The sequence below is a fragment of the Arthrobacter sp. K410C genome, assembly GCF_059090105.1.
The window spans coordinates 176413-202481 of sequence record NZ_JBNHFJ010000004.1 but is presented as its reverse complement, the minus strand read 5'-3'; the positions used below and the strand labels follow the sequence as shown (position 1 = coordinate 202481).

General features: G+C 66.3%; 19 protein-coding genes. 17 read left to right on the top strand and 2 right to left on the bottom strand.

Annotated features, from left to right (window positions below; genetic code table 11):
* Positions 1 to 147: 147 nt before the first annotated feature.
* The 3 genes from AC5RU7_RS09180 to AC5RU7_RS09170 all read left to right on the top strand — a co-directional run bounded on the left by AC5RU7_RS09180 (position 148) and on the right by AC5RU7_RS09170 (position 2963).
* Positions 148 to 1656, top strand: coding sequence for a CCA tRNA nucleotidyltransferase (locus AC5RU7_RS09180; protein ID WP_494051980.1), 1509 nt, complete (start codon positions 148 to 150; stop codon positions 1654 to 1656).
* On the top strand, positions 1653 to 2237 hold the full coding sequence (locus tag AC5RU7_RS09175) for a histidine phosphatase family protein (RefSeq protein WP_494011411.1): 585 nt from the start codon (positions 1653 to 1655) through the stop codon (positions 2235 to 2237). Before AC5RU7_RS09180 ends, AC5RU7_RS09175 begins: the two co-directional genes overlap by 4 nt.
* A 591-nt stretch (positions 2238 to 2828) precedes the next feature.
* Positions 2829 to 2963, top strand: coding sequence for a hypothetical protein (locus tag AC5RU7_RS09170; protein WP_494011412.1), 135 nt, complete (start codon positions 2829 to 2831; stop codon positions 2961 to 2963).
* A 24-nt stretch (positions 2964 to 2987) separates the two neighbouring features.
* Here the strand turns inward: AC5RU7_RS09170 and AC5RU7_RS09165 are convergent, their stop codons facing one another.
* Entirely contained in the window at positions 2988 to 4418 is a 1431-nt protein-coding gene (locus AC5RU7_RS09165) for a glycosyltransferase family 39 protein (RefSeq protein ID WP_494011413.1), read from the bottom strand.
* 264 nt (positions 4419 to 4682) lie between these two features.
* On the opposite strand from AC5RU7_RS09165, the gene AC5RU7_RS09160 reads away from it, so the two are divergent.
* The 13 genes from AC5RU7_RS09160 (at position 4683) to AC5RU7_RS09100 (ending at position 21331) form a co-directional block, all read left to right on the top strand.
* A complete protein-coding gene (locus AC5RU7_RS09160; protein WP_494051979.1) occupies positions 4683 to 6143 on the top strand; it encodes a glycosyltransferase family 87 protein in 1461 nt (486 codons plus the stop codon).
* Complete coding sequence (locus AC5RU7_RS09155; protein ID WP_494051978.1) at positions 6136 to 7593, top strand: phytoene desaturase family protein; 1458 nt, start codon at positions 6136 to 6138, stop codon at positions 7591 to 7593. Before AC5RU7_RS09160 ends, AC5RU7_RS09155 begins: the two co-directional genes overlap by 8 nt.
* A 60-nt stretch (positions 7594 to 7653) precedes the next feature.
* On the top strand, positions 7654 to 9642 hold the full coding sequence (locus AC5RU7_RS09150) for a penicillin-binding transpeptidase domain-containing protein (protein WP_494051977.1): 1989 nt from the start codon (positions 7654 to 7656) through the stop codon (positions 9640 to 9642).
* Positions 9643 to 9733: 91 nt separating this feature from the next.
* A complete protein-coding gene (locus tag AC5RU7_RS09145) occupies positions 9734 to 11416 on the top strand; it encodes an ABC-F family ATP-binding cassette domain-containing protein (protein WP_494011426.1) in 1683 nt (560 codons plus the stop codon).
* A 56-nt stretch (positions 11417 to 11472) separates the two neighbouring features.
* Positions 11473 to 12246 carry a DeoR/GlpR family DNA-binding transcription regulator gene (locus tag AC5RU7_RS09140; protein WP_494051976.1) on the top strand — a complete coding sequence of 258 codons (774 nt, stop codon included), beginning with the start codon at positions 11473 to 11475 and terminating at the stop codon, positions 12244 to 12246.
* Entirely contained in the window at positions 12243 to 13448 is a 1206-nt protein-coding gene (locus AC5RU7_RS09135) for an MFS transporter (RefSeq protein ID WP_494051975.1), read from the top strand. Before AC5RU7_RS09140 ends, AC5RU7_RS09135 begins: the two co-directional genes overlap by 4 nt.
* A 48-nt stretch (positions 13449 to 13496) precedes the next feature.
* Positions 13497 to 14993, top strand: a complete 1497-nt coding sequence (locus AC5RU7_RS09130; RefSeq protein WP_494011429.1) for a bifunctional phosphatase PAP2/diacylglycerol kinase family protein — start codon at positions 13497 to 13499, stop codon at positions 14991 to 14993.
* Positions 14994 to 15158: 165 nt separating this feature from the next.
* On the top strand, positions 15159 to 16106 hold the full coding sequence (locus AC5RU7_RS09125) for an ABC transporter ATP-binding protein (RefSeq protein WP_494011430.1): 948 nt from the start codon (positions 15159 to 15161) through the stop codon (positions 16104 to 16106).
* Between the two features lie 5 nt (positions 16107 to 16111).
* Positions 16112 to 17008: an ABC transporter permease gene (locus tag AC5RU7_RS09120; protein ID WP_494051974.1), complete on the top strand. Its 897-nt coding sequence runs from the start codon at positions 16112 to 16114 to the stop codon at positions 17006 to 17008.
* A gap of 13 nt (positions 17009 to 17021) precedes the next feature.
* Complete coding sequence (locus tag AC5RU7_RS09115; protein WP_494051973.1) at positions 17022 to 18371, top strand: sensor histidine kinase; 1350 nt, start codon at positions 17022 to 17024, stop codon at positions 18369 to 18371.
* Positions 18368 to 19060, top strand: coding sequence for a response regulator (locus AC5RU7_RS09110; RefSeq protein WP_494051972.1), 693 nt, complete (start codon positions 18368 to 18370; stop codon positions 19058 to 19060). Before AC5RU7_RS09115 ends, AC5RU7_RS09110 begins: the two co-directional genes overlap by 4 nt.
* A gap of 38 nt (positions 19061 to 19098) precedes the next feature.
* Positions 19099 to 20019 (top strand): intradiol ring-cleavage dioxygenase, encoded by a 921-nt coding sequence (locus AC5RU7_RS09105; RefSeq protein WP_494051971.1) that lies wholly within the window; start codon positions 19099 to 19101, stop codon positions 20017 to 20019.
* 10 nt (positions 20020 to 20029) lie between these two features.
* Positions 20030 to 21331: a M18 family aminopeptidase gene (locus AC5RU7_RS09100; RefSeq protein ID WP_494051970.1), complete on the top strand. Its 1302-nt coding sequence runs from the start codon at positions 20030 to 20032 to the stop codon at positions 21329 to 21331.
* A 27-nt stretch (positions 21332 to 21358) separates the two neighbouring features.
* Here AC5RU7_RS09100 and AC5RU7_RS09095 read toward each other — a convergent pair whose 3' ends face one another.
* Positions 21359 to 24052, bottom strand: a complete 2694-nt coding sequence (locus AC5RU7_RS09095) for an AAA family ATPase (protein WP_494051969.1) — start codon at positions 24050 to 24052, stop codon at positions 21359 to 21361.
* A 473-nt stretch (positions 24053 to 24525) separates the two neighbouring features.
* On the opposite strand from AC5RU7_RS09095, the gene AC5RU7_RS09090 reads away from it, so the two are divergent.
* On the top strand, positions 24526 to 25944 hold the full coding sequence (locus AC5RU7_RS09090) for an amino acid permease (protein WP_494051968.1): 1419 nt from the start codon (positions 24526 to 24528) through the stop codon (positions 25942 to 25944).
* The last annotated feature ends 125 nt before the right edge of the window (positions 25945 to 26069 follow it).

Below are 26069 nucleotides of genomic sequence, written 5' to 3'. Positions count from 1 at the left end.
AACGACTGTTGCCCGTTCGTGATGACCGGAACATGACAACAACATGGACGGCATATGACGCAGTTTCCTGCCAGCAGGTGGAATCCTTCGGATCTTGACAGTATTTTGGCCTGCCGGGCCGCCGGTTTCTGCCAAGCTTAAGTAACTATGGCGCACGCACATCACAAGACTGAATCCCACACCGTCGACTTCAAGGTGGACCCGGTGGTCCTGGAGCTGGGCCAGCGCTTTGTGGACGCCGGGCATGAACTGTCGCTGGTGGGCGGCCCGGTGCGGGACCTGTTCCTGGGGCGGAAATCACCCGACCTTGATTTCACCACGGACGCCACTCCGGACCAGACGGTTGCCCTGATCAAGAAGTGGGCGGACAACTTCTGGGACATCGGCCGCGCCTTCGGAACCATCGGCATGCGCAAGGACGGGTTCCAGATCGAAATCACCACCTACCGGGCCGAAGCCTACGATCCGCAGTCCCGCAAGCCCGCGGTGGCGTTCGGGTCGTCGCTGACCGATGACCTGCTCCGCCGGGATTTCACCATTAACGCCATGGCGCTGAAACTGCCCTCCATGGAGCTGGTGGATCCGTTCGGGGGCGTCCGGGACCTGCACGCGTCGGTTCTTGCCACCCCCAGTGCGCCCGAGCTGTCCTTTTCCGACGACCCGCTGCGGATGATGCGGGCCGCCAGGTTCGCCGCGCAGCTGGGCGTGGCGGTGCACGACGACGTCCGCGAGGCCATGACCCGGATGGCCGAGCGCATCACCATCATTTCGGCCGAACGGGTCCGCGACGAGCTGGTCAAGCTCATCTGCGGCTCCCGCCCCCGCGTGGGGGTGGACCTGCTGGTGGATACCGGATTGGCCGAGTACGTGCTCCCGGAAGTCTCGGCCCTGCGCCTTGAATCCGACGAGCACCACCGGCACAAGGACGTTTACCAGCACTCCCTCCAAGTGCTGGAGCAGGCGGCCGAGCTGGAAACGGATGCGGACGGCCCTGTCCCCGGCCCCGACTTTGTGCTGCGCTTCGCCGCATTGATGCACGACGTCGGCAAGCCGGCTACGCGGCGCTTCGAACCGGGCGGCGCGGTCAGCTTCCGCCATCACGACATGGTGGGTGCCAAGCTCACTGCCAAGCGCATGAAGACCCTCCGGTTCGACAAGGACACCACCAAGGCCGTTGCCCGGCTGGTGGAGCTGCACATGCGCTTCTACGGCTACGGTGACGCCGGCTGGACCGATTCAGCCGTCCGCCGGTATGTCACCGACGCCGGACCGCTGCTGGAGCGCCTGCACCGGCTGACGCGGTCCGACGTCACTACCCGGAACCAGCGCAAGGCCGAGCGGCTCGCGTTCGCCTATGACGACCTCGAAGCACGCATTGTTGCCCTGAAGGAACAGGAATCCCTGGATGCCGTGCGGCCGGACCTCGACGGGGCCCGGATCATGGCGGTGCTCGGCCTCAAGCCCGGGCCCGTCGTGGGCAGGGCCTACAAGTTCCTCCTTAACGAGCGGATGGAACACGGACCCCTTCCAACAGAGGAAGCGGAGGCCCGGCTGCTGCGCTGGTGGGCCGGGCAGCCCGAATCGGCACCTGCTGCAGCGGATCCCGCAGCGTCTCCCGCCGTCGTCGAACCTTCCCCCTCTGAGGAGACCAAGTGACTAATCCCGCCCTTGCCCCCCGCCCCCAGCTCTGGATCCTGCGCCACGGCGAGACCGAATGGTCCAAAAGCGGCCAGTACACCGGACTGACGGACCTCCCGCTCACGGTTGAAGGCGAACAGCAGGCCGTAGAGGCCCGGAAGGTGCTCGACGCCGTGGACTTCGACCTGGTGCTCACCTCGCCCCTGCGGCGGGCCCGGCGCACTGCCGAACTTGCGGGCTTCCCGGACGCGCAGCACGAACCGCTGGCCGTGGAATGGAACTACGGCGACTACGAGGGCATCAGCTCCGACCTGATCCGCAAGGACAATCCCGACTACCTCATCTGGACGCACGGCGTTCCCAACGGCGAGACGCTCGACGAGGTGGCGGCAAGGGCAGACAAGATCATTGGCCGGATCCTGGAATCGGGGATGGACAACGTGCTCATTGTGGCGCACGGACACTTTTCCCGGATCCTGACCGCCCGCTGGCTCGAATTGCCGCCCACCGAGGGCCGGCATTTCATTCTTGGAACGGCGAAAGTCTGCACCCTTGGCTGGGACAAGAAGACTCCGGCAATTGTGCGCTGGGGCCTCTAACATTCCCCTTTTCGAATTTCTTCTGCCGGTTTTCCGGAATTAGGTAGTCAACTGCGGATTAGTGGTGTACTTTTATTCCTGTCCCCAAGGCAATTAGCCCGGGGTGAGCGCCCCGGCTGCACGCTTTCATTGCGGCTAACAGGAGAAAAGGAGGTTGGGAGAAATGATGACTTTGACTGGCGGACGGAAGACCACCATCAATGCCGCCCCGGCCTCGGCGCATAATGCGCACCTGTCCTGGGGCTTTCCAGGCTGCTAGCAGCTAGCCGTTCCGCGGCCTGCTGATTTCCGACGGCGGGAAGCCGGCGGGGATAAGCAGCGGCATCCGCGGCTCCCGCTTGCTCCGTGGCTTTCGGTATCCCGCCTTCTGCCCCCGCAGCCCTTGCCTGCCAGCACCCACTGTGGGCCTGCGCCCTGCCCGCGGTGCGCAGCCTGTCCGGCACTTTTCTGACGCCCGGAAATCCCTAATTACTTTCCTGGTGTTTCCGGCATCAATTGTTGCCGCAATTTCCTCATAATCACCGGTCAATTTGCTGCGCCCTTTTTCGGGCTGCCTTTTGGCCGGCATACCTGTAATAGGAGGTGAGAACCATGGTCCGGAAAATCCGGAAACTCCTGTCCGCTGTACGGCGGCCCGCCAGGAAGCAGTTCAACAGGAACCTGCTGGAACAGCAGCGGGAAGACGTCTTCGTCCTGATGCACCAGCAAATGGCCGGCCTCCGCTGAGGCTTGCTGGCGGGCCTTCGGTTCTCAGGAGCAGGCGAAGGAGATGAGGACCAGGCGCTGGAAGGGCTGGCTGCGGGTTTCCCTGCATTCTGCGGCAGCGAAGGCGGAAAGATCATGGGAAGTGCCTTCACCCAGCCCGACGAACAAGACGTTCCCGCGGCCTTTCAGTTCGGCGGCTGTGACGGGAGCATCCACACCCCAGAGGGTCCCCGACTCTGCCGGATTTTCCTCAAGGGACAGGTCCTCCATGCTCTCAAACCCGTCCGGATAGGCGAGGACCATGTCCCGGAGGTAGGGCTCGTCGAACACCAGGGCGGCGGGTTGCGGTTCCTGCTGGTCCAGCAGGGCAGCGATCCGCCGCTCGGTGTCCGCGGGTTCGTTGACCAGGCTCTTGACCGTGAGTTGCGGGACCAGGCTGCACCCAACCACCGTGGCCACCGCAAGGGGCCTCAGCCACCTTCGGGCAGCCGGAAGGCGCGTGATACCCAGTCCCACCAGCAGGGCAAAGGCCGGCGCTGTGAACGTCAGGTACCGTGCAACGTAGACGGGCTGGGCTATGACGCTGACCAGCAGGAGCCCCGCGACGGGCACGCCCACGCCGGCCAGGCCCAGCCAAACCAGCGGACGAAGTGCTGCGTCTCCGCGCGCCCTCCACAGGCCCCATGCCACCAGCGCAACCTCCACCACACCCAGCAGCACCACGAATGCCAGGATCCACGTGGGAGGCATGTTGCCGGTGGGCCGGTCATCGCCGTAGAAGTACTGCTTAACTGCGGCGGTCATCAGGTTTTGGGCCAGGGAGCGGTTCTGGATCCAGTCCACCTGGGTCTTCTGCCCCAGGGCATAGGCGAGGAACGGCAGCACGCAGATGCCCGCCGCCGATGCAGCCACCAACGTGGCCACCATGCGCCGCCGCAGGATGATGGCGGCTGCCGTGTGGGCAGCGACGGCAAGGGCAAAGAACATGAACATCCAGACACCCACCACCGCGGTGAGGGCGTACAGAGCCCAGTCAAGAACCCGGTTGGACTTCCAGGCCCGGAGCAGCAGCAGGGTGAGGGCGACGGCGATCAGGGCGGTGAAGGCTGACTGGCGCGCCTCCGTTCCCGCCCAGACCATACGCGGAAGGACTGCCAGGACCAGGCCGGCCGCGAACCCCACCGCTTCCGATCCCAGCTTCCGTCCAATGACTGCCGTTCCAGCACAGGCAAGACCCACTGCCATAGCCGATGGCAGCCTCATGGACACCTCGGAGAAACCGAAGACGGACGTCCAGAAATGCATGATCAGGTAATAGAGGCCATGGACGGCATCCACGGACTGCAGCAGCAGCATCAGGTCGCCGGGAGACCGTCCGGCGGCAGAAATGGTGGCGATCTCGTCATCCCAAAAGGACGGGATCCACGAGCCCAGGAACGCAGCACAGAATCCCAGCAGCCCAATAAAGGCCGGCATCCGCCACATTGGGATGGGGCCATCTGGTGCAGAGCCGAGCCCGGACCCCTGCCAGGCTGTTTGGCCGCGGACCCTCTGGCTTTCCACCTGTTACCTCCTGGAGACTGCCGGTTGAACCGAAGTCATGTCTTGCATGTCATAAGGACGGCTGACGGGACGAAGCTTCGCGGCACAGCGTACGGCCTTTCCCGGCACCCCTTGCGACGATACAGGCCCGCAGGAATTGGGACATCATCCTTGAGGCATCCCGGTAAGCTCGACTGCATGGAGGAAAGCCAGCCTGCGGGGAGCCGGGCACGGTCCCGGCTGGTGGTTCCCAGCCGCAGCGATGTCCTGTTGCGGAACTTCACCGAGGTAGCCGGTGGACCCATGGGGCGCAGGGCGGAGCCGGGCGTGATTTCCCCGGCTCCTTTCACCGTGGAGCGGGTCCTGGTGCTCCTGGCCGTTCTCGCAGCCTTGATCGGCGTCCTGCTCAAGGGATACTGCCGCGCCAACGGCTGGGAGCCGCCCACCCAGTTCTACGCCACTTGCTATTCGGACTTCCCGGAGCTGTTCCGGAACCGCGGCCTGGCAGACGGCGCCTTCCCCATCCTGAGCAGCCAGTTCGAGTACCCGGTAATGATAGCCCTTATTGCAGGGCTTGCCGCCTGGCTGGTGCCAGGCACGGGCGCCCCCGAAGGACGCATCCTGGCGTACTTCGACGTCAACGCAGCACTACTGGCCGCGGCGGCTGTGGTCACGGTCCTGGCAACAGCGAGGACCTCGGCCCGCCGGCCCTGGGATGCCGCGATGGTGGCCCTGGCACCGGGCATTATCCTCGCAGGAACCGTGAACTGGGACCTGTGGACGGCGTGCCTGGTGGCGGTGGGAATGTATTTTTTCGCTTCTCAGCGGCTGGTGCCCGCCGGCATCCTGCTCGGACTCACCACCGCCACCAACCTCTATCCCCTGCTGGTCCTGGTTGCCATCCTGCTGCTGAGCCTGCGGACAAACCGGTTCCGTCCCCTGCTGGTGACCGGCGCGGCCGCAGCTGTGACCTGGACAGCGGTCAACCTGCCGTTCGCGGCGGCCAACTTCAGCGGCTGGGCCTACTATTTCCAGTTCACCGCTGACCGCGATGCGGGGTACGGGTCGCCATGGTTTGCCTACAATCTGCTGGCCGGCAGGCTCCGCTGGCCGGGTCTAAGTCCGGTGGCGGTCGACCTGCTCGCACCGGCATTCCTTGTGCTGCTTTGTGCCGGGATTGCCTATGTGGCGCTGGCGGCACCCCGCCGTCCCCGCCTTGCCCAGCTGGCCTTCCTCCTGGTGGCGGCCTTCATCCTCACCAACAAGGCCTACTCCCCGCAATACGTGGTGTGGCTGATCCCGCTCCTTGCCCTTGCCCGGCCACGCTGGCGGGACTTCCTGGTGTGGCAGGGCATCGAAGGCCTCCACTGGGCCGCGGTGTGGATGTACCTTGGTCAGGTGACCAGCGCAGGCTCCTCCCAGCACAACCTGGACATGCCGTATTACGTTCTGGCGGTGGCCGCCCACCTGGTGGCCGTGGCGTATCTGATGGCGAGGGTCACCTGGGATATCTACGACCCCACCTATGACCCCATCCGGCGCCACCATCTTGATGACCCGCATGGCGGGCCGTTCTCCGGTGCTCCGGACCGCTTCAGCTTCAGCCTGCGCCGCGCCGAACATCCTGTTCTTCCCGGAAAGGACTCCACGCATGCCTGACGTAGTAGTAGTGGGCGCCGGCCCCAACGGCCTGGCCGCAGCAGCTGTCATGGCCCGTGCCGGGCTGTCCGTGGAAGTCTTCGAGGCCGCTTCCTCCATTGGCGGCGGGACGCGGACCTCCGAACTGATGCAGCCCGGACACTTCCATGATGTGTGCTCCGCAGTGCATCCCATGGCGCTGGCCTCCCCGTTCTTCCGTGCTTTTGAGCTGGCACGCCGGGTGAAGCTGGTCAGCCCGGACATTTCCTATGGTTCCCCGCTGGATGGTGGACGCGCAGCCCTCGCCTACCGGTCACTGGACCGGACAGCAGCGGAGCTCGGCAGGGACGGTGCAGCGTACCGCCGGCTGATGGCGCCCTTGGTCAGGAACATCGACGGCGTCATGGACTTCACGCAAAACCAGCTGTACCGGATTCCCGGGGACCCCTTCACGGCGGCGATGTTTGGCCTGCGCACCCTGGAACAGGGGACACGGGCATGGAACGCGAGGTTCCGTGAGGAGTACGCACCTGCCCTCCTCAGCGGTGTGACCTCTCATGCCATAACGCATCAGCCATCCCTGGCCGGGGCCGGGGCGGGGCTCATGCTCAGCGCCCTGGGGCATGCCCAGGGATGGCCCATCCCGATCGGCGGTTCAGCCGCCATTTCGACGGCACTTGCGGAGGACCTCACCGCCCACGGGGGTGTCATCCGCACGGGCACACCAGTCGACAGGCTGGTTGACCTGCCTGAGGCACGCGCCGTCCTGCTGAATGTGTCGCCGCGGGGCCTGCTGGAGATGGCCGGGGATTCCCTGCCGGGCCGCTACCGCTCCTCCCTGGAGTCATTCCGCTACGGCAACGGTTCCTGCAAGGTCGACTTCATCCTGTCCGGACCCGTTCCCTGGCAGGCCCCTGAGCTGGCGGACGCCGGCACCGTGCACCTGGGCGGCACGCGGGAGGAGCTTGCGCAGTCTGAAAACGACGTCGACGCGGGCCGGCATCCGGAGAGACCCTATGTCCTGGTGGCCCAGCCGTCCCGGTTCGACCCGGGCAGGGCGCCGTCGGGACGCCACACACTGTGGACCTACTGCCATGTCCCCGCTAATTCAACGAGGGACATGACGGAAACGGTCACCGACCAGCTGGAGCGCTTTGCACCCGGGTTCCGCGACCTCGTGGTGCAGTCGAATGCAGTTACCGCTGCCGGGCTGGCCGAGTACAACCGCAACTACATTGGCGGCGACTTCAGCGTGGGAACGATGGACCTGCGGGGCCTGTTGCGGCGGCCGGTCGTGTCACGCGTCCCGTGGCGCACTCCCCTGCCCGGTGTCTACCTGTGTTCATCCGCAACACCGCCAGGCCCGGGGGTCACGGGAATGCCTGGCCTGCATTCGGCAACACATGCCTTGCGGGACATATTCGGTCTGCCGGTCCCCGCGCTGGGGCTGAACATAGGCGGCGGAAGCTAAGCATCCGCCGCTGACGTAGTGCAGGCCAAACCGGCGGCAAAAGCAGGGGATAATGGCGCGATGGGGAAAAATTCGAGATTTTCTATTGCTGTTGCCGCGCTCATCCTGGGAACGTCGCTCGTTGCCTGCGATGACGGCCGCAGTGGAGCGGAAGCCGCAGCTGCTGAGCTCGCCATCGCCGTTTCCGGCCTGGACATCAGCTCCGTGGCCTTTGACGGCAAGGACGCTGCTGCCGCCAACGAGCAGCTCAAGTCCGTCTTCGCGGCCCTCGATCCCCAAAAGCCTTCTGTGGCAGCCGGTGAGCTCACCCTCGACGGGGACAACGCCTCCGCGCCGCTGAACTACACCTGGACCTTCGGCGGAGCGGAATGGAAATACTCCGTCTCAGCCAAGTTCAGGAAGTCCGGCGATAAGTGGCTGACGGTATGGGACCCCGCCACGCTGGTGCCCGGCCTGGCTGATTCAGAGGTCCTGAGCAAGGGTGCCCAGTCGCCGCCCCGCGCCGATATCCTCGGTGCCGGGGACGTCCCCCTGGTCACCTATCGCCCCGTGGTCAACGTCGGCATCGACAAGCCCCAGCTCGGTTCCGCCGATCCTGCTGACTCGGCCGGCAAGCTCGCCGCGCTGGTGGGCGTCGATCCCGCGGCGTATACGGAGCAGGTCAAGGCCTCCGGCGCCGAAGCCTTCGTTCCGGCGATCACGCTGCGGGAAGAAGGCCGCACCATCACCAACGAGCAGATCGCCGCCATTCCAGGCGCCCGCGCCATTCCGGCCATGATGCCTTTGGCACCCACCCGGAATTTTGCCCGCGCCGTACTCGGCTCCGTGGGCGAGGCCACGGCCGAGCAGATCGAAGCATCCGAAGGGGCCCTGGCTGCCGGCGACCTGACCGGCATCAGCGGGCTCCAGCAGCAGTACGACGAACAGCTTCGCGGGTCTGACGCCGTCGTCATCCGTGCCCAGCGCGCCGACCTGACCCGTGAACAGATCCAGTCCTCGGCAACCGACCCCCGCCGGGTGCTGTTCGAGGTGGAGCCGAAACCCGGTACAGCGCTGAAGACCACGCTGGATCCCCGGCTGCAAACGCTTGCCGAAGACACCTTGGCGGAGGTGGGTCCTGCCTCCGCCATCGTCGCCCTCCGGCCCTCGACAGGTGCCGTGCTGGCTGTCGCATCCGGTCCGGGAAGCAACGGCTACAACACTGCCATGCTGGGCCAGTATGCCCCGGGGTCGATCTTCAAAATGGTTGATTCCCTGGCGATGTTCCGTAACGGCCTCACGCCCGAATCCAAGGTTGAGTGCACTCCCACGCTCACGGTGGATGGCCGGACATTCAAGAATGCGGAGGGGTATCCGGAAGGTTCCCTGGGCTCGGTTACCCTACGGGACGCGTTTGCCCACTCCTGCAATACAGCGTTCATTGCCGCCCGGGACAAAGTCTCGCAGGGCCAGCTCGAGTCTGCCGCCATGGCCATGGGACTGGCCGTGGAGGCGCCCACCCTTGGAGCGGAGGCCTTCCTGGGCTCTGTCCCCGGCGAGGCTTCGGGCACCGAACATGCCGCTTCCATGATCGGCCAGGGCAAGATCCTGCTGTCACCCCTGGCTGCCGCCATGATGGCGGGATCCGTGGCGAAGGGCGCGCCCGTTGCGCCACAGCTCGTTTTGAATCCCGACGGCGGCGAAGCGCCTGCCGGGACCACCAGCGGATCCACTGCTCCCGCCGCGCAGCCCTCGGCCACGGCAACTGCTGAAGCTCCTTCACCAGCTTCCGGGCAGCCGATCAACGCGGAGGAGGCGGCTTCCCTGGCGGACATGATGCGTGCCGTCGTCACCAGCGGCCATGCCGGTTTCCTGTCCTCGGTTCCGGGAGCTCCGGTTGGCGCCAAGACCGGTACCGCTGAATTCGGCAACGAAGTACCGCCGAAGACCCACGCATGGATCGTGGCTGTGCACGGCGACCTTGCCGTGGCCGTCTTCGTGGAGGACGGCGGGCTGGGGGCAACCACTTCCGGCCCGCTGCTCAAGGAATTCCTGACCGCCGCCGGCTAGAGTTTCTGTCCAGATATGGCGACTTCCAAGCCCGTCAAGCCGCCATATCTGGACAAAAACTCCTGGGGTGGGGCGTGGGAAGATGGACTGCGTGGCCCATATTGACGTTTCCGGTATCGATTACTTCCTCTCCGACGGCACGCAGCTGCTGAATGGGGTTACCTTCAAGGTTCCGGACGGCACCAAGACTGCGCTGATCGGACCCAACGGGACGGGCAAGACGACGCTGTTCCGGATCATCGCCGGAGACCTCACCCCGGATGAGGGCGTCATCGGTCGGTCCGGAAGCATGGGCATCATGCGCCAGTTCGTGGGCCAGGTCAGGGACGAATCCACCGTGCGGGACCTGCTGGTTTCCGCTGCCCCGCCGGCGCTGGCTGCCGCCGCCCGCGAGGTGGACGAGGCGGAACTGGCCATGATGGAGTACGACGACGAGCCCACCCAGATGCGGTACGCCCAGGCCATCGTCGATTGGGGAGACGCCGGCGGATATGACGTGGAGACCGTCTGGGATGAGGTTTGCATGGCCGCGCTGGGACTCCCCTACGACCGTGCCCAGCACCGCCCGGCGTCGAGCCTTTCGGGCGGTGAGCAAAAGCGGCTTGTCCTCGAGGCGCTGTTCGCCGGACCCGATGAGCTGCTGCTGCTGGACGAACCTGACAACTACCTCGATGTGCCCGGCAAACGCTGGCTCGAGGAGAGGCTCAACGAATCCAGGAAGACTGTCTTCTTCATCAGCCATGATCGTGAGCTGCTGAACAATGCCGCGGGACGCATCGTAACGCTGGAGCCCGGCATCAACGGGGCTGCAGCGTGGATCCACGGCGGTGGATTCGGTTCCTACGTGGAAGCGCGCGCAGACCGGAACGCCCGCTTCGAGGAACTCCGCAAACGCTGGGACGAGGAGCACATCAAGCTCAAGGAACTCGTCAACATGTACAAAAACAAGGCAGCCTTCCGCTCCGACATGGCCAACCGCTACCACGCAGCACAGACCCGGCTGGCCAAGTTCCTCGAGGCCGGGCCGCCGGAGGCACTGCCCATCGAGCAGAACGTGCAGATGCGGCTCAAGGGCGGCCGTACGGCCAAGCGCGCCATTGTTGCGGAGCGGCTGGAACTGACCGGCCTGATGAAGCCGTTCTCCACGGAGGTCTGGTTCGGTGACCGGGTGGGCGTCCTGGGCTCCAACGGGTCCGGCAAGTCGCACTTCCTGCGGCTGCTGGCCACCGGCGGCACCGACCCTGAGCGGGAGCACCTGCCCGTATCCGATGTGGACATAGCTGAGGTGCCGCACGAAGGGACCGTCAAACTGGGGGCCCGCATCCGCCCCGGCTTCTTCGCGCAAACCCACGTGCGGCCCGACCTTCTGGGCAAGACACTGCTGGACATCCTGCACCGGGGGGACGAGCATCGCTCGGGGCTGGGCCGTGAAGCCGCAGCCGGCGCTTTGGACGGCTACGGTCTGGCCGGACAGTCGGAGCAGAAGTACGAGTCCCTGTCGGGCGGGCAGCAGGCACGGTTCCAGATCCTGCTGCTCCAGCTCAGCGGTGCCACCCTGCTGCTGCTCGACGAGCCCACGGACAACCTTGACCTGCACTCGGCCGAAGCACTGGAACGGGCTATCGACCACTTCGAAGGGACCGTCTTGGCGGTGACCCACGACCGCTGGTTCGCGCGGACCTTTGACCGGTTCCTCGTGTTCGGCTCTGACGGCAAAGTGTACGAATCGGCGGAGCCCGTCTGGGACGAGAAGCGGGTCGAACGCGCCCGCTGATCGACCGGGATGATCACCCTAGTGATCACTTGCTCAAGAGTTGTTATCATTTGAGCATGAAGACAGATGACCGGCACCGCGCTATCGCAGACCTGCTGCGCGAGCGGGCAGAAGTCAGCGTCGAGGAGCTCACCCTGGCCTGCAAGGCATCAGGAGCAACCATCCGCCGCGACCTCGAGGTGTTGGCAGCCAACGGGGTGCTCCGGCGGGTGCATGGTGGGGCCCGCAGCCTGCTGGGCCCCGGCGACAACCCCGGTTACGGCCAGCGCGAACTGGAGGACCAGGACGTCAAACGGCGTATCGCGGCTGCCGTTGCCGGCCTGCTGCGGGACCGGGAACATGTGTGGCTGGACAGCGGGAGCACCGCCACGGAAGTGGCCCGTGCTCTGGCCGGCCGGGACCTGACATTGATGCCCATGTCCTTGCGCGCACTGAACGCCGCAGCCGGTGAAGACACCGCCGCGGGCGGCCGGCCCGCGCTCCTGGTCCCCGGCGGAAACGTAGTGCCCGGCGAATTGTGCTTCCGCGGCCCCCTGGCCGAGGCCAACATACGGTCCCTGCGGTTCGATACGGCCATCATCACCCCCTGCGCCGTGAGCACCGGGGATGGACTGCTGGCCCATGACCTCGAAGATTCAGCCGTAAAGCGGGCGGGGCTGGGATCGGGCGCGCGGGTGGTTCTCGCCGCTGCCGCCGCGAAGTGGCACAGCAACGCGCGGGTGCTGGTTGCCGGCCTTGAGCGGGTGGATGTGATGGTGACAGACAAGGTTTTCAGCGCCGGAGAGCGCGCCCAACTCGATGAATACTCTGTGGAAGTAGTGAATGTATGAGCACAAATACGGGCATGAAGCAGGACGCTGGACTCAATGCAGCCGCAGCGGCCACTTTCCTGGTCTTCGGCATCAACGGCCTGGTCTTTGCCAGCTGGGCTGCCCGCATACCGGCGGTGACCGAAACACTGAACATCACGTCGGGGCAAATGGGCACGCTGCTGCTGTGCACCGCCGTCGGTTCCCTGCTAGCCCTGCCCACTGCCGGCCTGGTGGTCGGCCGGATTGGAACGGCAAGTACCGTTCGGTTCGGCGGCTTGCTGGCGGCGGCGGCCGGAGCCGGGATTGCCCTGTCCCTGTCCCTTGAATCCATTCCCGGCACGGCAATCGCGCTCTTCTTCTTCGGAATCGCGATTGGCCTCTGGGATGTTTCGCAGAACATCGAAGGCGCCGACGTGGAGCACAAGCTCCGGCGCACCATCATGCCGCAGTTCCACGCCGCATTCAGCGGCGGTGCTTTTGTGGGTGCGCTGATCGGGGCAGGACTGTCCAACCTGGGAGTCGACCTGCCCCTGCACCTCCTGGTGATCGTGAGCGTGGTGGTGCTGGTGACGATGATCGCCCCGCGCTACTTCCTCCCCCATATCCCCGCGGTCGCTCCCGAAGGGGACGCAAAGCAGGCGAAGGGTCCGTCCGCGTGGCGGGACAGCCGCACGCTGCTCATTGGCGTGGTGGTCCTCGGGGCTACCCTCACGGAGGGTGCGGGCAATGACTGGATTGCCAAGGCCTCCGTTGACGGACTGGGGACCTCCGAGTCCACCGGCGCCCTCATGTTCGCCCTCTTTGTCCTGGCCATGACGGCAATGCGGTTCCTTGGCGGACGGGTGATCGACAAATACGGGCGGGTTGTGGTCCTGCGGGCCAGCATGGCGGCCGCGGCAGCCGGCCTGGGATTGTTCGTCCTGGCCGGGAATGTGTGGCTGGCGGCCGTTGGCGCCGCACTGTGGGGCGTGGGAGCCGCGCTGGCCTTCCCGATGGGGATGTCCGCTGCCGCGGACGACCCGAAGCACGCTGCAGCCCGCGTCTCCGTAGTATCCACTCTCGGTTATATATCGTTCCTCGCCGGCCCGCCCCTCCTGGGCTACCTCGGCGACCTCACGGGGATCCACCTCGCGCTACTGGCCATCATGGCCCCCATCGTGCTGGCACTCCTGCTGGCGGGAGCGGCAAAACCGCTGCCGGCCAAAGCGCAGGGCAACTAGCCGGAGCGTGCCGGAGGATGCCCCGCCTGCTGGGGGTAGTCTGGGGGCATGGGGAGCTCATGGCGTCACAGCCACCGGGTCATCGGCCGGCTCGATAGATATCTCGTGCGGCATGTATCGGACCTGCCGGGTGGCAACCACGACGACTTTTTCCGGAGGCTTTCTGCCTCGGCCAACCACGGGAAGCTCTGGATGGCAGCCGCCGCCGTGATGGCCGCTTTCCCCGGCAAGACCCGCCGGGCAGCATTGCATGGCCTGCTGGCCCAGGCGGTAGCGTCCGCCGTAACCAACGGAGTCTTCAAGACCCTGCTCCCCCGGACCCGGCCCCTGCCGGAGCATCTGCCCGTCTTCCGCTTTGTGCATCCACAGCCCACCAGCTCCTCCATGCCCTCGGGGCATTCTGCATCGGCCATAGCCTTTGCCGTGGGAGCCGGCCTGGTGCGGCCAGCCATCGGTGCCGCGTTGGCACCGGCGGCACTTGGAGTGGCTTATTCCCGCGTGCACACAGGTGCGCACTGGCCGTCCGATGTTTTCTTCGGATCGGCCCTCGGCGCGGGGGCGGCCCTTGTTACCCGGCGCTGGTGGCCGGTGCGGCCGCCCTTCCCTGAGGTTTCGAGGACCTGGACGGAGGCACCTGAACTGCCGGGCGGGAAAGGCCTCAGCATCGTGGTGAATACGCTGGGAGGCTCTTTTCGTGAAGAAACGGCTGCAGCACTCCGCGACGTATTCCCTGCAGCGCATATCATCACGGTGCCGCCTGAGGAGGATCTTCTCGAGTGCATCAACGCCGCCGCCGACTGGCCCGGTACCCTCGCCCTCGGGGTGTGGGGCGGCGACGGTACCGTAGGAGCAGCAGCCGCGGCCGCCGTCGAACGCTCCCTGCCCCTCCTGGTCCTGCCCGGAGGGACCCTGAACCACTTTGCCCGCGACGCCGGCACCGGCAGCCTGAAGGAAGCAGTTGCCGCCGCATCGAAGGGCGAAGCCGCCCTGGCGGACATCGGCATTGTCCGGGCGGAACGGGGCCTCCCGGAACAGCCGGAGGTGACGGAAATGCTCATGCTGAACACATCCAGCGTCGGCCTGTACCCGAACTTTGTGCGGCGGCGGGAGCATTTGCAGGCGGCTTTGGGCAAGCCCCTAGCCGGGGTGATCGCCATGTTCCGGACCTTCGCCACGGGAACCCCCGTCACGCTTACGGTGGACGGCGTGCTGCACCGGGTCTGGATCGCCTACGTGGGCCGGGGCCGGTATTACCCCCGGGACCATGCTCCGTTGCTCCGGCCCGTCATGGATGACGGCGTGCTGGACCTCCGGCTTATCACCGCTGATGAACCGTTTGCCAGGTTGCGGCTGCTGTGGTCCGTCTTGACGGGGACGGTGGCCGGCTCCAAGATCACCCACCTGAGGGAAGCCACGGAAGTCCGCATCGAGGCGGGCGGGGCGCCCATAACACTGGCTGTCGACGGCGAGGCCGTGGCAGGAGTGCGCGCCGTGGAGTACAGGGTGCTCCCCAGGGCACTGGCCTACTACTCGCGCCGCTCCTGACCCACTGCATCTCCACGCTGCCGGTCATCCAGGGGGACTACCCTGGTTCTCCCCTGAATCATCCCTGAGGAAGGCGAAAAGGGGCCGCGGCCTCAGTAGCGTAAGGGGTACACCCACCGAACTGAACCCATCCGCAGCCTGCGCTGCCGACCGGAGGAACATCGAATGATTGAGGCACACGACCTGGCCAAGGTCTATGGCGCGAAGACCGCCGTGGCCGGGGTCAGTTTTACAGTCAGGGCAGGGCAGGTCACGGGGTTCCTGGGGCCAAACGGTGCCGGAAAGTCCACCACCATGCGCATGATCATGGGACTCGACCGGCCCACGTCCGGAGCCGTCACCATCAATGGCCTGCCGTATGCGGAGCACAAGGCGCCGCTGCACGAGGTGGGGGCCCTGCTGGACGCCAAGGCCGTGCACACCGGACGCAGCGCCTACAACCACCTGCTGGCCATGGCCGCCACCCACAGCATCCCCAAGAAGCGGGTCCACGAAGTCATCGAGATGACGGGCCTGGAAGCCGTGGCCCGCAAGAAGGCGGGCGGATTCTCCCTGGGCATGGGACAGCGCCTCGGCATCGCCGCAGCCCTGCTGGGGGACCCGCAGACTCTCATCCTGGACGAGCCGGTCAACGGCCTGGACCCGGAGGGCGTCCTCTGGGTCCGCAACCTGGTGCGCTACCTCGCCAACCAGGGCAAGACCGTCTTCCTCTCCTCGCACCTCATGAGCGAGATGGCGCAAACCGCCGACCACCTGATCGTCATCGGCCGCGGCCGCATCATTGCCGACGCCCCGGTCAAGGAAATCATTGCGGGCACACGCCAGGCCAGGACCCTGGTCCGCACGGACTCGGCTCCGCAACTGGCGTCCCTGCTGGCGGGCAACGGCGTCACGGTGGACCAGAGCGAGCCGGAAACCCTGACGGTGACGGGGCTGGAACCCCGCCAGATAGCCCAGGTCGCGTTGAGCAGCGGCGTCCTGGTCTACGAGCTCACCCCGCAGCTGTCCTCCCTGGAGGACGCCTACTTCGACCTCACCAAGGACGAAGTGGAATACCATTCGCACCTGACCGGCGGACCCGCAGTGGTAGCCCCGGCAACGGCAGGAAAGTAAGGACGATGAGCACCCAGACAGCAACCCCTGCCACGCCGGCCCGTTCCTCCGCGGGGAACCGCGGGGTCACCTTTGGCGGCGTCCTGCGCTCCGAATGGATCAAACTCTGGTCCCTGATGTCCACCCGCATCCTGCTGCTCCTCACCCTGGTGGCAATCGTTGGCGTGGGCGCACTGGCCGTCCTGATCCGCTACACGTACCTGGATGAGATGATCCGCAACGCCAGGGACCAGGGCCAGACCCTGACACCGGAAATGATGGAACAGACCTTCCCGTCAGGATCCGGGTTCGACCTCTACAACCTGCCCAACGCCGGCCTGCAGATCGGCATCCTGGTCCTGGGCTCGCTGGCGGTCCTGTTCATGGCTTCCGAGTACGCCACCGGCATGATCCGTTCCACCATGAACGCTGTTCCGCGCCGTACTCCGGCATTCGTGGCCAAGGCCATCATCCTGGCCGTGATCTCCTACGTCATCACCACCATCGCGGGCGTGGCCACCTTCCTGATCGCCATGCCGGTCTTCCAGGGCATCGGGTTCGACCTCGACTGGTCCACGGACGGCGTGCTGTACAGCGTCTTCACCGGCGGGCTTTATGTTGCCGGGGTGGCACTGATCGGGCTTTCGCTTGGGACGCTGCTCCGAAACTCTGCCGGCGGGATCACCGTCCTGGTGGGCATCTTCTTCGTGCTGTCCATCGCGGCCAGTTTCCTGACGCTCATTCCGGGTGAGTTCTGGAAGTACGTTCCGCAGTACATTCCCAGTGACGCCGGCGGCCGCTTCCTCTCCATTGGCCACACGGACGGTGTCATTGATCCGTGGCAGGGCGGCCTGATTTTCCTGGGCTACGTGCTGGTGTTCCTGGTGCCGGCGCTGATCGTGCTCAAGAAACGCGACGTCTGACCTGCCCGGAAGCATGAACCTGGAAGGACCGGCCAAGGACGCGGCAGCCGGACAGGCTGACGCGTCCTTCGCCGAGCTCACGGCCCGGCGCCGGGGGCTCATCCGGCGCTACCTCCACCAGCACCCGCGGATCATGGATGCCGTGGTGGCTTCCAGCTATGCACTGCTGGTGGCGCCTACCGTGGTTGACGCCATTGTCTCCGGCTCATGGCTCGCGGCAGCCCTGCTGGTGGCGGTGGCGGCAGCCATGTTCCTGCGGCGCTCCCATCCGGTGGGGCTGGTGGCGTTCGTGGCTGTGGTGGAGGTTGCGGTCACCCTGCTGCACCCGTGGGGCTCCAATGCGTCCGCGGGGCTGTGGTTTTCGCTCTATGCCGTTGCTGTGGTGCACACCCGCCGCTTCGCCCTGATCACCATGGCAGTGGCCACGGCGCCGCTGGCCCTCCTGTACCTGCTGGCCGCCGTCGGGCCCATGGAGAACTCGTTCGTCCAGGACCACGGGGTCAACCCGGGGGATTTCCACCTCCTGACCAGCATTGCCACCGGAGCCACCATCGCGCTGTCGAACGTCATCGCCACCGGCATCGGCATCGGAGTCAAGCAGCGGCGGGAACACGAACAGGAGGTGGCGGCGTGGGCCGCCCGCACAGCGCAGCTGGCCTCCGTGAACGAACGCAACCGGATCGCCCGGGAAATGCATGACGTCGTTGCCCACTCGCTCACCGTCATGGTCAGCCTCTCGGACGGTGCCGCCGTCGTGGTCCGGAAAAGCCCCGAGCGTGCCGGGGAGGTGCTGGGCGAACTGTCCCGGACGGGACGGACCGCCCTCGCGGACATGCGGCGCGTCCTGGGCGTCCTCCGCGATGACGCCGGGGCGGCGGCACCCCTCCTGCCGCTGGCCGCTGGCGACAGCCTGGCCAAGTTACTGGAAGGGTTCCGGACGGCCGGACTGCCGCTGCACTATTCGCACACCGGCCCTGCATTGCCCGATGACGCCGCCTTCCAGCTCACGGTGTACCGGATCGTGCAGGAATCGCTCACGAATGTGCTCCGCTACGGACGGTCCCTGGCCCGGGTGGATGTCAGCATCGCCGTATCCGGCGGCACCGTGACCATCGAGGTGCTCGACGACGGCGCGGGAGTTCCGGGGCAGGCGGCCGATGACGGGGGCGGCGGCCCGCACGGCGGCTCCTACGGCACCGGCCAGGGGCTGGCGGGCATGGCCGAGCGCGCCCGCATCTACGCCGGAACCGTGGAGGCCGGCCGGACCGGACGCGGCTGGCGGGTCCAAGCAGTCCTGTCCTGGCCGGGGGACGGCAACACCGACACACGAATCCATCCGTACGAACTGCAAGGCAAGGCATGACAGAGAACGCGCCCATCACCGTCCTGCTGGTGGATGACCAGCCCCTGCTGCGGATGGGATTCCGCCTGATCCTTGAGGGTGAAGAGGACCTCCAGATCGCAGGTGAAGCATCCGATGGCGCGGAGGCCGTGAAGCTGGCCAAGGAGCTGCAGCCCGACGTGGTGCTGATGGACGTGCGGATGCCCGTCCTGGACGGTATCGAGGCGACCCGTGCGATGACAGCCGCCGGTTCCGGCGCCCGGGTCATCATTCTCACCACGTTCGACGTGGACGAGTACGCCTTCGCCGGGCTGCAGGCGGGAGCGTCCGCCTTCCTCCTCAAGGACGCGGCACCGCAGGACCTCATCCACGCCGTCCGGGTGGTGGCCAGCGGCGATGCCGTTGTGGCTCCCCGTGTGACGCAGCGGCTGCTTGAAACGTATGTACGCGGCGCCGGCCGTCCGGCGCCTGCTGCCCCCGCGCCCGATCCCCTGCTGGCCGAGCTGACGCCGCGGGAAACGGAAATGCTCGGGGCAATGGCGGAGGGCCTCTCCAACGCCGAAATTGCCCACCGCTACTTCCTCTCCGAGGCCACCGTAAAGACGCACGTCCGGAGGATCCTCACCAAGCTGCACCTCCGGGACAGGGTCCAGGCCGTGGTCTACGCCTATGAGACGGGCCTTGTGGTCCCCAGCAACCCGGACTACTGATCTAGGCAAGGCCGGGGCGGGTGGCCTTTGATGGAGTCATGACAACCCTTGGCACGCCGGGAAGTCCCGGCACGGACGGCCGGAAGCCGCACCCGAACCATGACCGCGGCCTCGAGTTCGACCTGTCCACGATCATGAGCCGCCGCGCGCTGGGCAGGTTCCTCGGCGCAGGCGGTGCCGTAGCCGCCCTTGCCGCGTGCACGCCCGGCGGGGGCAGCCAGGCGGGCCCGCCGTCGCCGTCGGCCGCCACATCGCCGGCACCCGCGGCGCCGGCCACCGGCTCCTCCCCCGGCAGCCCGAATCCCACGGTGACCCGGGCGCTGGCCGAATGCGGCGTCGAGATCCCGCGCGAGACGGCAGGTCCTTTCCCGGGAGACGGCTCGAACGGCCCGGATGCGCTCACGGCGTCGGGGGTGGTGCGCCGGGACATCAGCGCCAGCTTCGGCACCGCGTCGGGCCGGGCGGAGGGCGTTCCGTTGGCGTTCACCCTGACGCTCCTGGACAACGCGAACGGCTGCGTTCCGCTGGCCGGTGCGGCAGTGTACGCCTGGCACTGTGACCGGCAGGGCCGGTATTCGCTGTACGACCCGGGCGTGGAGGGCGAAAACTACCTGCGTGGCGTGCAGGAGGCGGACGCCAACGGGCAGGTCACCTTCACATCCATCTTCCCGGGCGCCTACCCGGGCCGCTGGCCGCACATCCATTTCGAGGTGTTCGAGTCGATGCGCAATGCCACGACGGCCGGGCGCGTACTGGCAGTGTCACAGATTGCGCTCACCCAGGCGGCCTGTGAGGACGTCTACGCCACGCCAGGATATGAGGGGAGCGTGGCGTCGATGCGGCGCACCACCTTGCGGACAGACAGCGTGTTCCGGAACGACGGCGGTATCTACCAGCTCGCCACCATGACCGGATCGTCGGCGGAGGGGTACACGGCGGGGCTCAACGTCACCCTCTAGACTCGAGACCATGCCTTTCGAATCCGCCGCCACAGAGCACATCCAGGACCTTGGCGCCTACGTCAGCGCATCGCCGTCGAGCTTCCACGCGGCGCACGAGGCGGGCCGGCGGCTGGAGGATGCCGGATTTACGCGGCTGGACGAGCAGGAACCGTGGGAGCACGGGCCCGGCTCGTTCTTCATCATCCGGGATGGTGCCGTGATGGCCTGGGTGGTGCCGGAGGGTGCCGGGCCCACGACCGGCTTCAATATCCTCGGCGCCCACACCGACTCGCCGACTTTCAAGCTCAAGCCCAAGCCCACCACCGGCGCCCACGGCTGGCTCCAGGCCGGTGTGGAGGTGTACGGCGGTCCCCTCCTGAACTCCTGGCTGGACCGGGAGCTGCAGCTGGCGGGGCGGCTGGTGATGCTGGACGGCACGGAGCACCTCACCGCCACAGGTCCCCTGCTGCGGTTCCCGCAGCTGGCGATCCACTTGGACCGGGCGGTCAACGAGGGGCTGGCCCTGGACAAGCAGCGGCATATGAACCCGGTGTGGGGACTGGGGAATCCAGCAGACTTCGACCTGCTGGCAGTTTTGGCTTCGTCCGTGCCCGGCGCGTCCGCGGACCCGGCACGGATCGGCGGGTACGACGTCGTCATTGCCGACACCCAGGCCCCCGCGGTTTTCGGGGGCAAGGGGGAGTTCTTCGCGTCCGGGCGGCTGGACAACCTTTCTTCCACCCACGCGGGGCTTGCCGCACTCATTGCCCACGCTTCCGGCGGGGCCCCGGGGGCGCCGATCGCGGTCCTTGCAGCGTTCGACCATGAAGAGATCGGCTCCAACTCCCGCTCCGGTGCGTGTGGGCCCATCCTTGAGGACGTCCTGGTGCGCATCTCCGACGGCCTCGGTGCCTCGGCGAGCCAGCGGCGGCAGGCGATCGCGGCGTCGTTCTGCCTGTCAGCCGATGCCGGCCACGCCGTCCACCCGAATTACGCGGAGCGCCACGATCCGGCCAACCTGCCGGCGCTCAACGGCGGTCCGCTGCTGAAGATCAATGCGAACCAGCGGTATGCCACTGATGCTTTCGGAGCCGCCTTCTGGGCGCGGATGTGTTCCGAATCCGGAGTGCCGTACCAGGAGTTCGTGTCCAACAACGCGATTCCGTGCGGTTCCACCATCGGTCCGCTGACGGCCACCCGGCTTGGCATCCGCACTGTGGATGTGGGAGTGCCGCTCCTTTCCATGCATTCCGCCCGAGAGCTGTGCGGCGTGGAGGACCCGCACAGGCTCGCCACCGTGACGGAGCTGTTCTTCCGGACTGCCGCCTAGCTTTCCGGGCTCTTCCTGGAGAGTCTGTTACAGGACCGGCAGCACATAGGGTGCTGCCGCACCGTCGTCCGGGGCGGCGGCAAGGGCAGTCAGTTGCGCACGCGACTCCACCCCAAGTTTCCGGTAGATGGAGGTCAGGCGAACCTCAACGGTACGCACCGAAACGTAGAGGGTGGCTGCGATGTCCTTATTGCGCATCCCGCGTGCCACCATCTTGGCCAAAGCACGTTCATGGTCCGCAAGCATGAGCATGGCAGGGTTGTCCTGCCGCCGTGCGGGTTCCAGGAGCTCGTGGAAAAGGAACGCGTCCACGTGCTGGCTCCATGCCGCAGCCCCCTTCTCCTCGAACATCACCTTGGCGTGGGCCAGGGCGTCGCGTGCGGCCCGGACCCGGCCAAAGGCGTTCAACCGTTCCGCGTAGCACAGCAGCGTCCGTGCCCGTTCCAGCACGGAATCATGCCCGCCCCTGCCCTCCAGCGCCTGGCTGAACAACTGCAGTGACTGCTCGCCGTCGGCCAGCATGGCACGGCTCCGCGCCACCGCCAGGATGAGCCAGGGCGACCTCAGTCCCACGGAGCGGCTTTCCAGGCGCAGCAATGCCTGCGTTGCCTCCCGGTGGCGGCCAAGCCTGATCAGGACCTCCACCAGGTCCGCCTCGCACCGCAGCAGGGCGGGGTTGCCGAAAGCCTTTCCGATCTCTGCCGCCCGGGACAGCTGGGCGAAGGACTCGGCCAGGTCGCCACGGAGCAGGGCAAAGTGGCCCTGCCAGGCGGCCAGCTGGGCGGTAATGGCCGGATGGCTTTCAGAGCCTGCATAGCGGAGTGCCTCAGAAGCGGCTGCCTGTGCCGCCGCCTCGTCTCCCAAGGCATGGGCCCGCCAGACCCGGAAAATATGCCGCATTCCGCGGTGGTACTTGTTCTCTGGCTCGTGGCGTTCCAGATCGTCGATGAGCGTGACCGCGGCCCGGACGTTCCCGGCCCGGATTTCATTGTCCACTGCCAGGAACACTGCGGTTTCGCGCCAGTTGACGCTGCCGGCGTCCACTGAGCTCCGCACCAGGGCGAACGCCTCCTGCGCGTGGTCGTAGCGTTCCGCGTAGGTGAGGGCCCGCCCCTGTACCAGCAGACTGAGCATCTTGACGCTTCCCGCCGGTTCGTGCTTCCGGCTGAGTGTGCCCGTGTCCCCGCTGGTGGAGGCAACGAGTATCCTCGCGCGCTCGATGATTGCGAGGCATTCAGCAGTTGCAGATTCCTGGAACCCGGTGGCCTGTTCCAGCAGCTCGGCGGCATCGCCCAGCTCCCACCGCTCGGCGAAGTAGAGCGCGGCCAGCGCCAGCAGGTGTGCCGCGTACCCCGGATCATGGCAGCCAAATTCCTTCACCAGGCGCAGCACCATGCTTGACCGGACACTGCCGCCCTGGATGAACTCGATTTCGAACGACAGGCCTGTCAGCCGCAGGACCAGGGCAGGGTTCCGCGTCACCCGTTGCGCCCACTCCAGGTAGCGCCTGGCGTACACGAACTCGCCCCGATTGAACATGAGCCCGGCCACGGTGGTGAGGCGGGCAGCGGTTTCCGCTTCCCAGGGATTGATGGCGAGGGCCCGCTCGATGCATTCCACCGCAAATGGGACCTCCCCTTCCGCGATGAGGTCCACAGCGCTGCGAAGAAGGCCGAAGGGAGTCTGCCGCTCCACCGCGGTAAAGCTCAGGTGCCAGCGGCGGCCGTGGGGATCCGTTGCCCCTGACGCCTGTGCGAGTGCAAGGTGGCCCGCCGTGCGCACGGCGGGCGTCAAGGCCGAGAACACGTAACCGCGCAGCAACTGGTCAGGGATTCCCAGGTGCGGCCCAAACCGGGTCACCAGGCCGCCGGCAAGGAGTTCGTCCAAACCGGCCCACAATTCCGGGACGACGCCTTCCAAGGCGGTGATGTCACTTCGGCGGGACAGGGCGAGGAGGTCCAGGACGTGGCGCGCACCAGGCGTCAACATGGCGACGGCGGAGGCGGCTTCCGCTTCCAGGCTGCCGCAGCAGGGGAGGGGAACGGGCATAGCGTACTTCCCCTCCGCCTGGCGGTCCAGGAGGCGGCGGTAAAGCTCGACGGCGGCCAGCGGGTTTCCCTGGCTGGCTGCGGCAACCGCGTGTGCCGCCGTCGTCGTGCTGTGGCGCGACGGGATGGCCTCCAGCATGCGTACCGTGTCGCTGTAGCTCAAAGGACCAAGGTGGAGAACGGCCGGCCCGCCGAGGGGGCTTTCGGATACGTCCCCGCGCACGCTCATGATCAACGCTATGTCCGTTCCGGCGAGCCGCCGGCTGATGAATCCGATGACCGCCTGGCTGCCGGCATCCAATTGGTCCGCGTCATCGATGACGATAACCGTCCGGGCGGAGGACCGCTGGTGCAGGCCCCTGAGCAGCATAGTGCCCACCGTTGGGATGCTGAGTGCTCCTGCAGCATCGTGCAGGACTTCATCGGCGATCCCGTTGAGTACGGGATCGTCCATGCCGTTGAGGAGCGCCGTAAGGCCGGAGAATGGCCAGTCCGACTCGGCGGCGCTGGCGGCGAGGAAGACCGTGCGGTGGCCGGAGAGGCCGGGGACTTCGGCAAGCAGGGCAGATTTGCCCGCGCCACGCGGGCCACTGATGGTGAGGGCGGTCTCCTTGGGACCCCGGATTGCCGAACGGATCCGGTCCAGCTCCTTGTTGCGGCCAATTAAGCACATGGGTCCCCATCCCTGAAGAAGGAGACCACTTTCTTTCGCTTCAATTCGTTCCAACAATGACCGCCGCACTGCCGGTTACGGGCCCGCAACCGGAGGTCCGGCAAGCTGCAGGCCCAACGCCTACAGCACGGTACCCAGCCGTAAAAGGAAATATAACGCCGCGCCGTCAGGGGGCACCATTCGAATACCCGCTGGATTGGCTCAAGATTGACGCCGTGTGATTTCCGCTGCGTTCCAACGTTTCCCGGGAAATACCTTTTGATTACTCCTGCTGCTCGCACCTGTGAGAAGATCTGAATCCGGTTCCGGCCATCTGTGCGGGTGCACATGACGCCCCTTCCCGCGACCCGCTTAGGGTTGGAAAAACCCTGTGACCCACCGCACTGGATGCAGCGTTAAACGCAACCGGCCAGCTCTCTGACATCGGCGTCCGGCTTCCATCCATTCCGCAATGACCTAAAGGACGGCGCTCCATGCCCGCTGACCAGCAGTTAGCCAAGTCGCTCAAGCCGCGGCACCTTTCCATGATCGCGATCGCCGGCGTCATCGGCGCAGGCCTCTTTGTCGGTTCCGGTGCCGCCATCCAGCAGGCCGGTCCCGGAATCCTTGTGGCCTACATGGCAGCAGGCATCGTGGTGGTCCTGGTGATGCGCATGCTCGGTGAAATGGCCGCGGCCAACCCGGAGACCGGTTCCTTTTCCACCTATGCGGACAAGGCGCTCGGCCGCTGGGCGGGATTCAGCATCGGCTGGCTCTACGCCTGGTTCTGGATCATCGTGCTCGGGATTGAGGCAACCGCCGGTGCGGCCATCATGCACCGCTGGGTGCCGGGCATCGACCAGTGGATCTGGGCGCTGATCCTGATGGTCCTGCTGACGTTGACCAACCTTGGCTCGGTGAAGTCCTATGGCGAGTTCGAGTTCTGGTTCGCCTCCATCAAGGTCGCCGCGATCGTGCTGTTCCTGCTCTTCGGCGCCGCTGCCATCCTTGGGCTGGTCCCGGGCGTCCCCGCCCCCGGCCTGAGCAACCTCGTGGATAACGGCGGGTTCATGCCCAACGGCGCAGGTGCTGTCCTGGCCGGCATCCTGGTTGTGGTCTTCTCCTTCTTCGGTGCCGAGATTGCCACCATCGCCGCCGGCGAATCCGAGAACCCGGTGGATGCGGTCAAAAAAGCTGTGAAGTCCACCGTGTGGCGCATCCTGGTCTTCTACATCGGCTCCATCGCCATCGTGGTCACCCTGCTGCCCTGGAACGATGCGAGTGTGGCGAAGAGCCCCTACGTTGCCGTGATCGAGCTTTTCGGCATTCCCGGCGCCGGCACCATCATGGACGTCGTGGTCCTTACCTCAGTGCTGTCCTGCCTGAACTCGGGCCTTTATACAGCCAGCCGCATGCTCTTCTCGCTGTCGAAGCGCGGCGACGCACCTGCATCCTGGACGAAGATCTCACGCCGAGGGGTGCCCGCCTCTGCCGTGCTGGCCTCCACCGTGGTCGGGTTCGTGACGGTGGGCCTGAACTACATCGCCCCGGACACTGTCTTCCTGTTCCTGGTCAACACCTCCGGCGCCATTGCCTTGTTCGTGTGGCTGGTCATCGCGTCCTCGCAGCTGATCCTCCGCAAGCGGATGGGTGCTGCAGGCAAGGACCTGGCGCTGAAGATGTGGCTCTTCCCGTACCTGACCTGGCTGGCCATCGCCAGCATCGTGGCTCTCGTGGTGGGCATGGTCATCCTGGAATCCACCCGCGAGTCCCTGCTGTTGTCCGTGGCGCTGGCCGCCGTGGTGGTGGCCGTGGGCGTGTGGCGCTACCGCAAGTCCGGCCCGGCTTCCGCCGAGTCCTCGGACGCAGGTGAACCCCGTGATGTCCCCGTTACGGTGGGCCCGGCGTCGTAATTCCTGCCCCTCCTGTTCAACCAACCGCCCGCCCGGAAGCCGCCTTGGCTCCCGGGCGGGCGGTTTTCCACATAGGAGCATCCGTGCTGCGGCCTGCAGGACACCGGCACTAGGCTGGAAGTCAA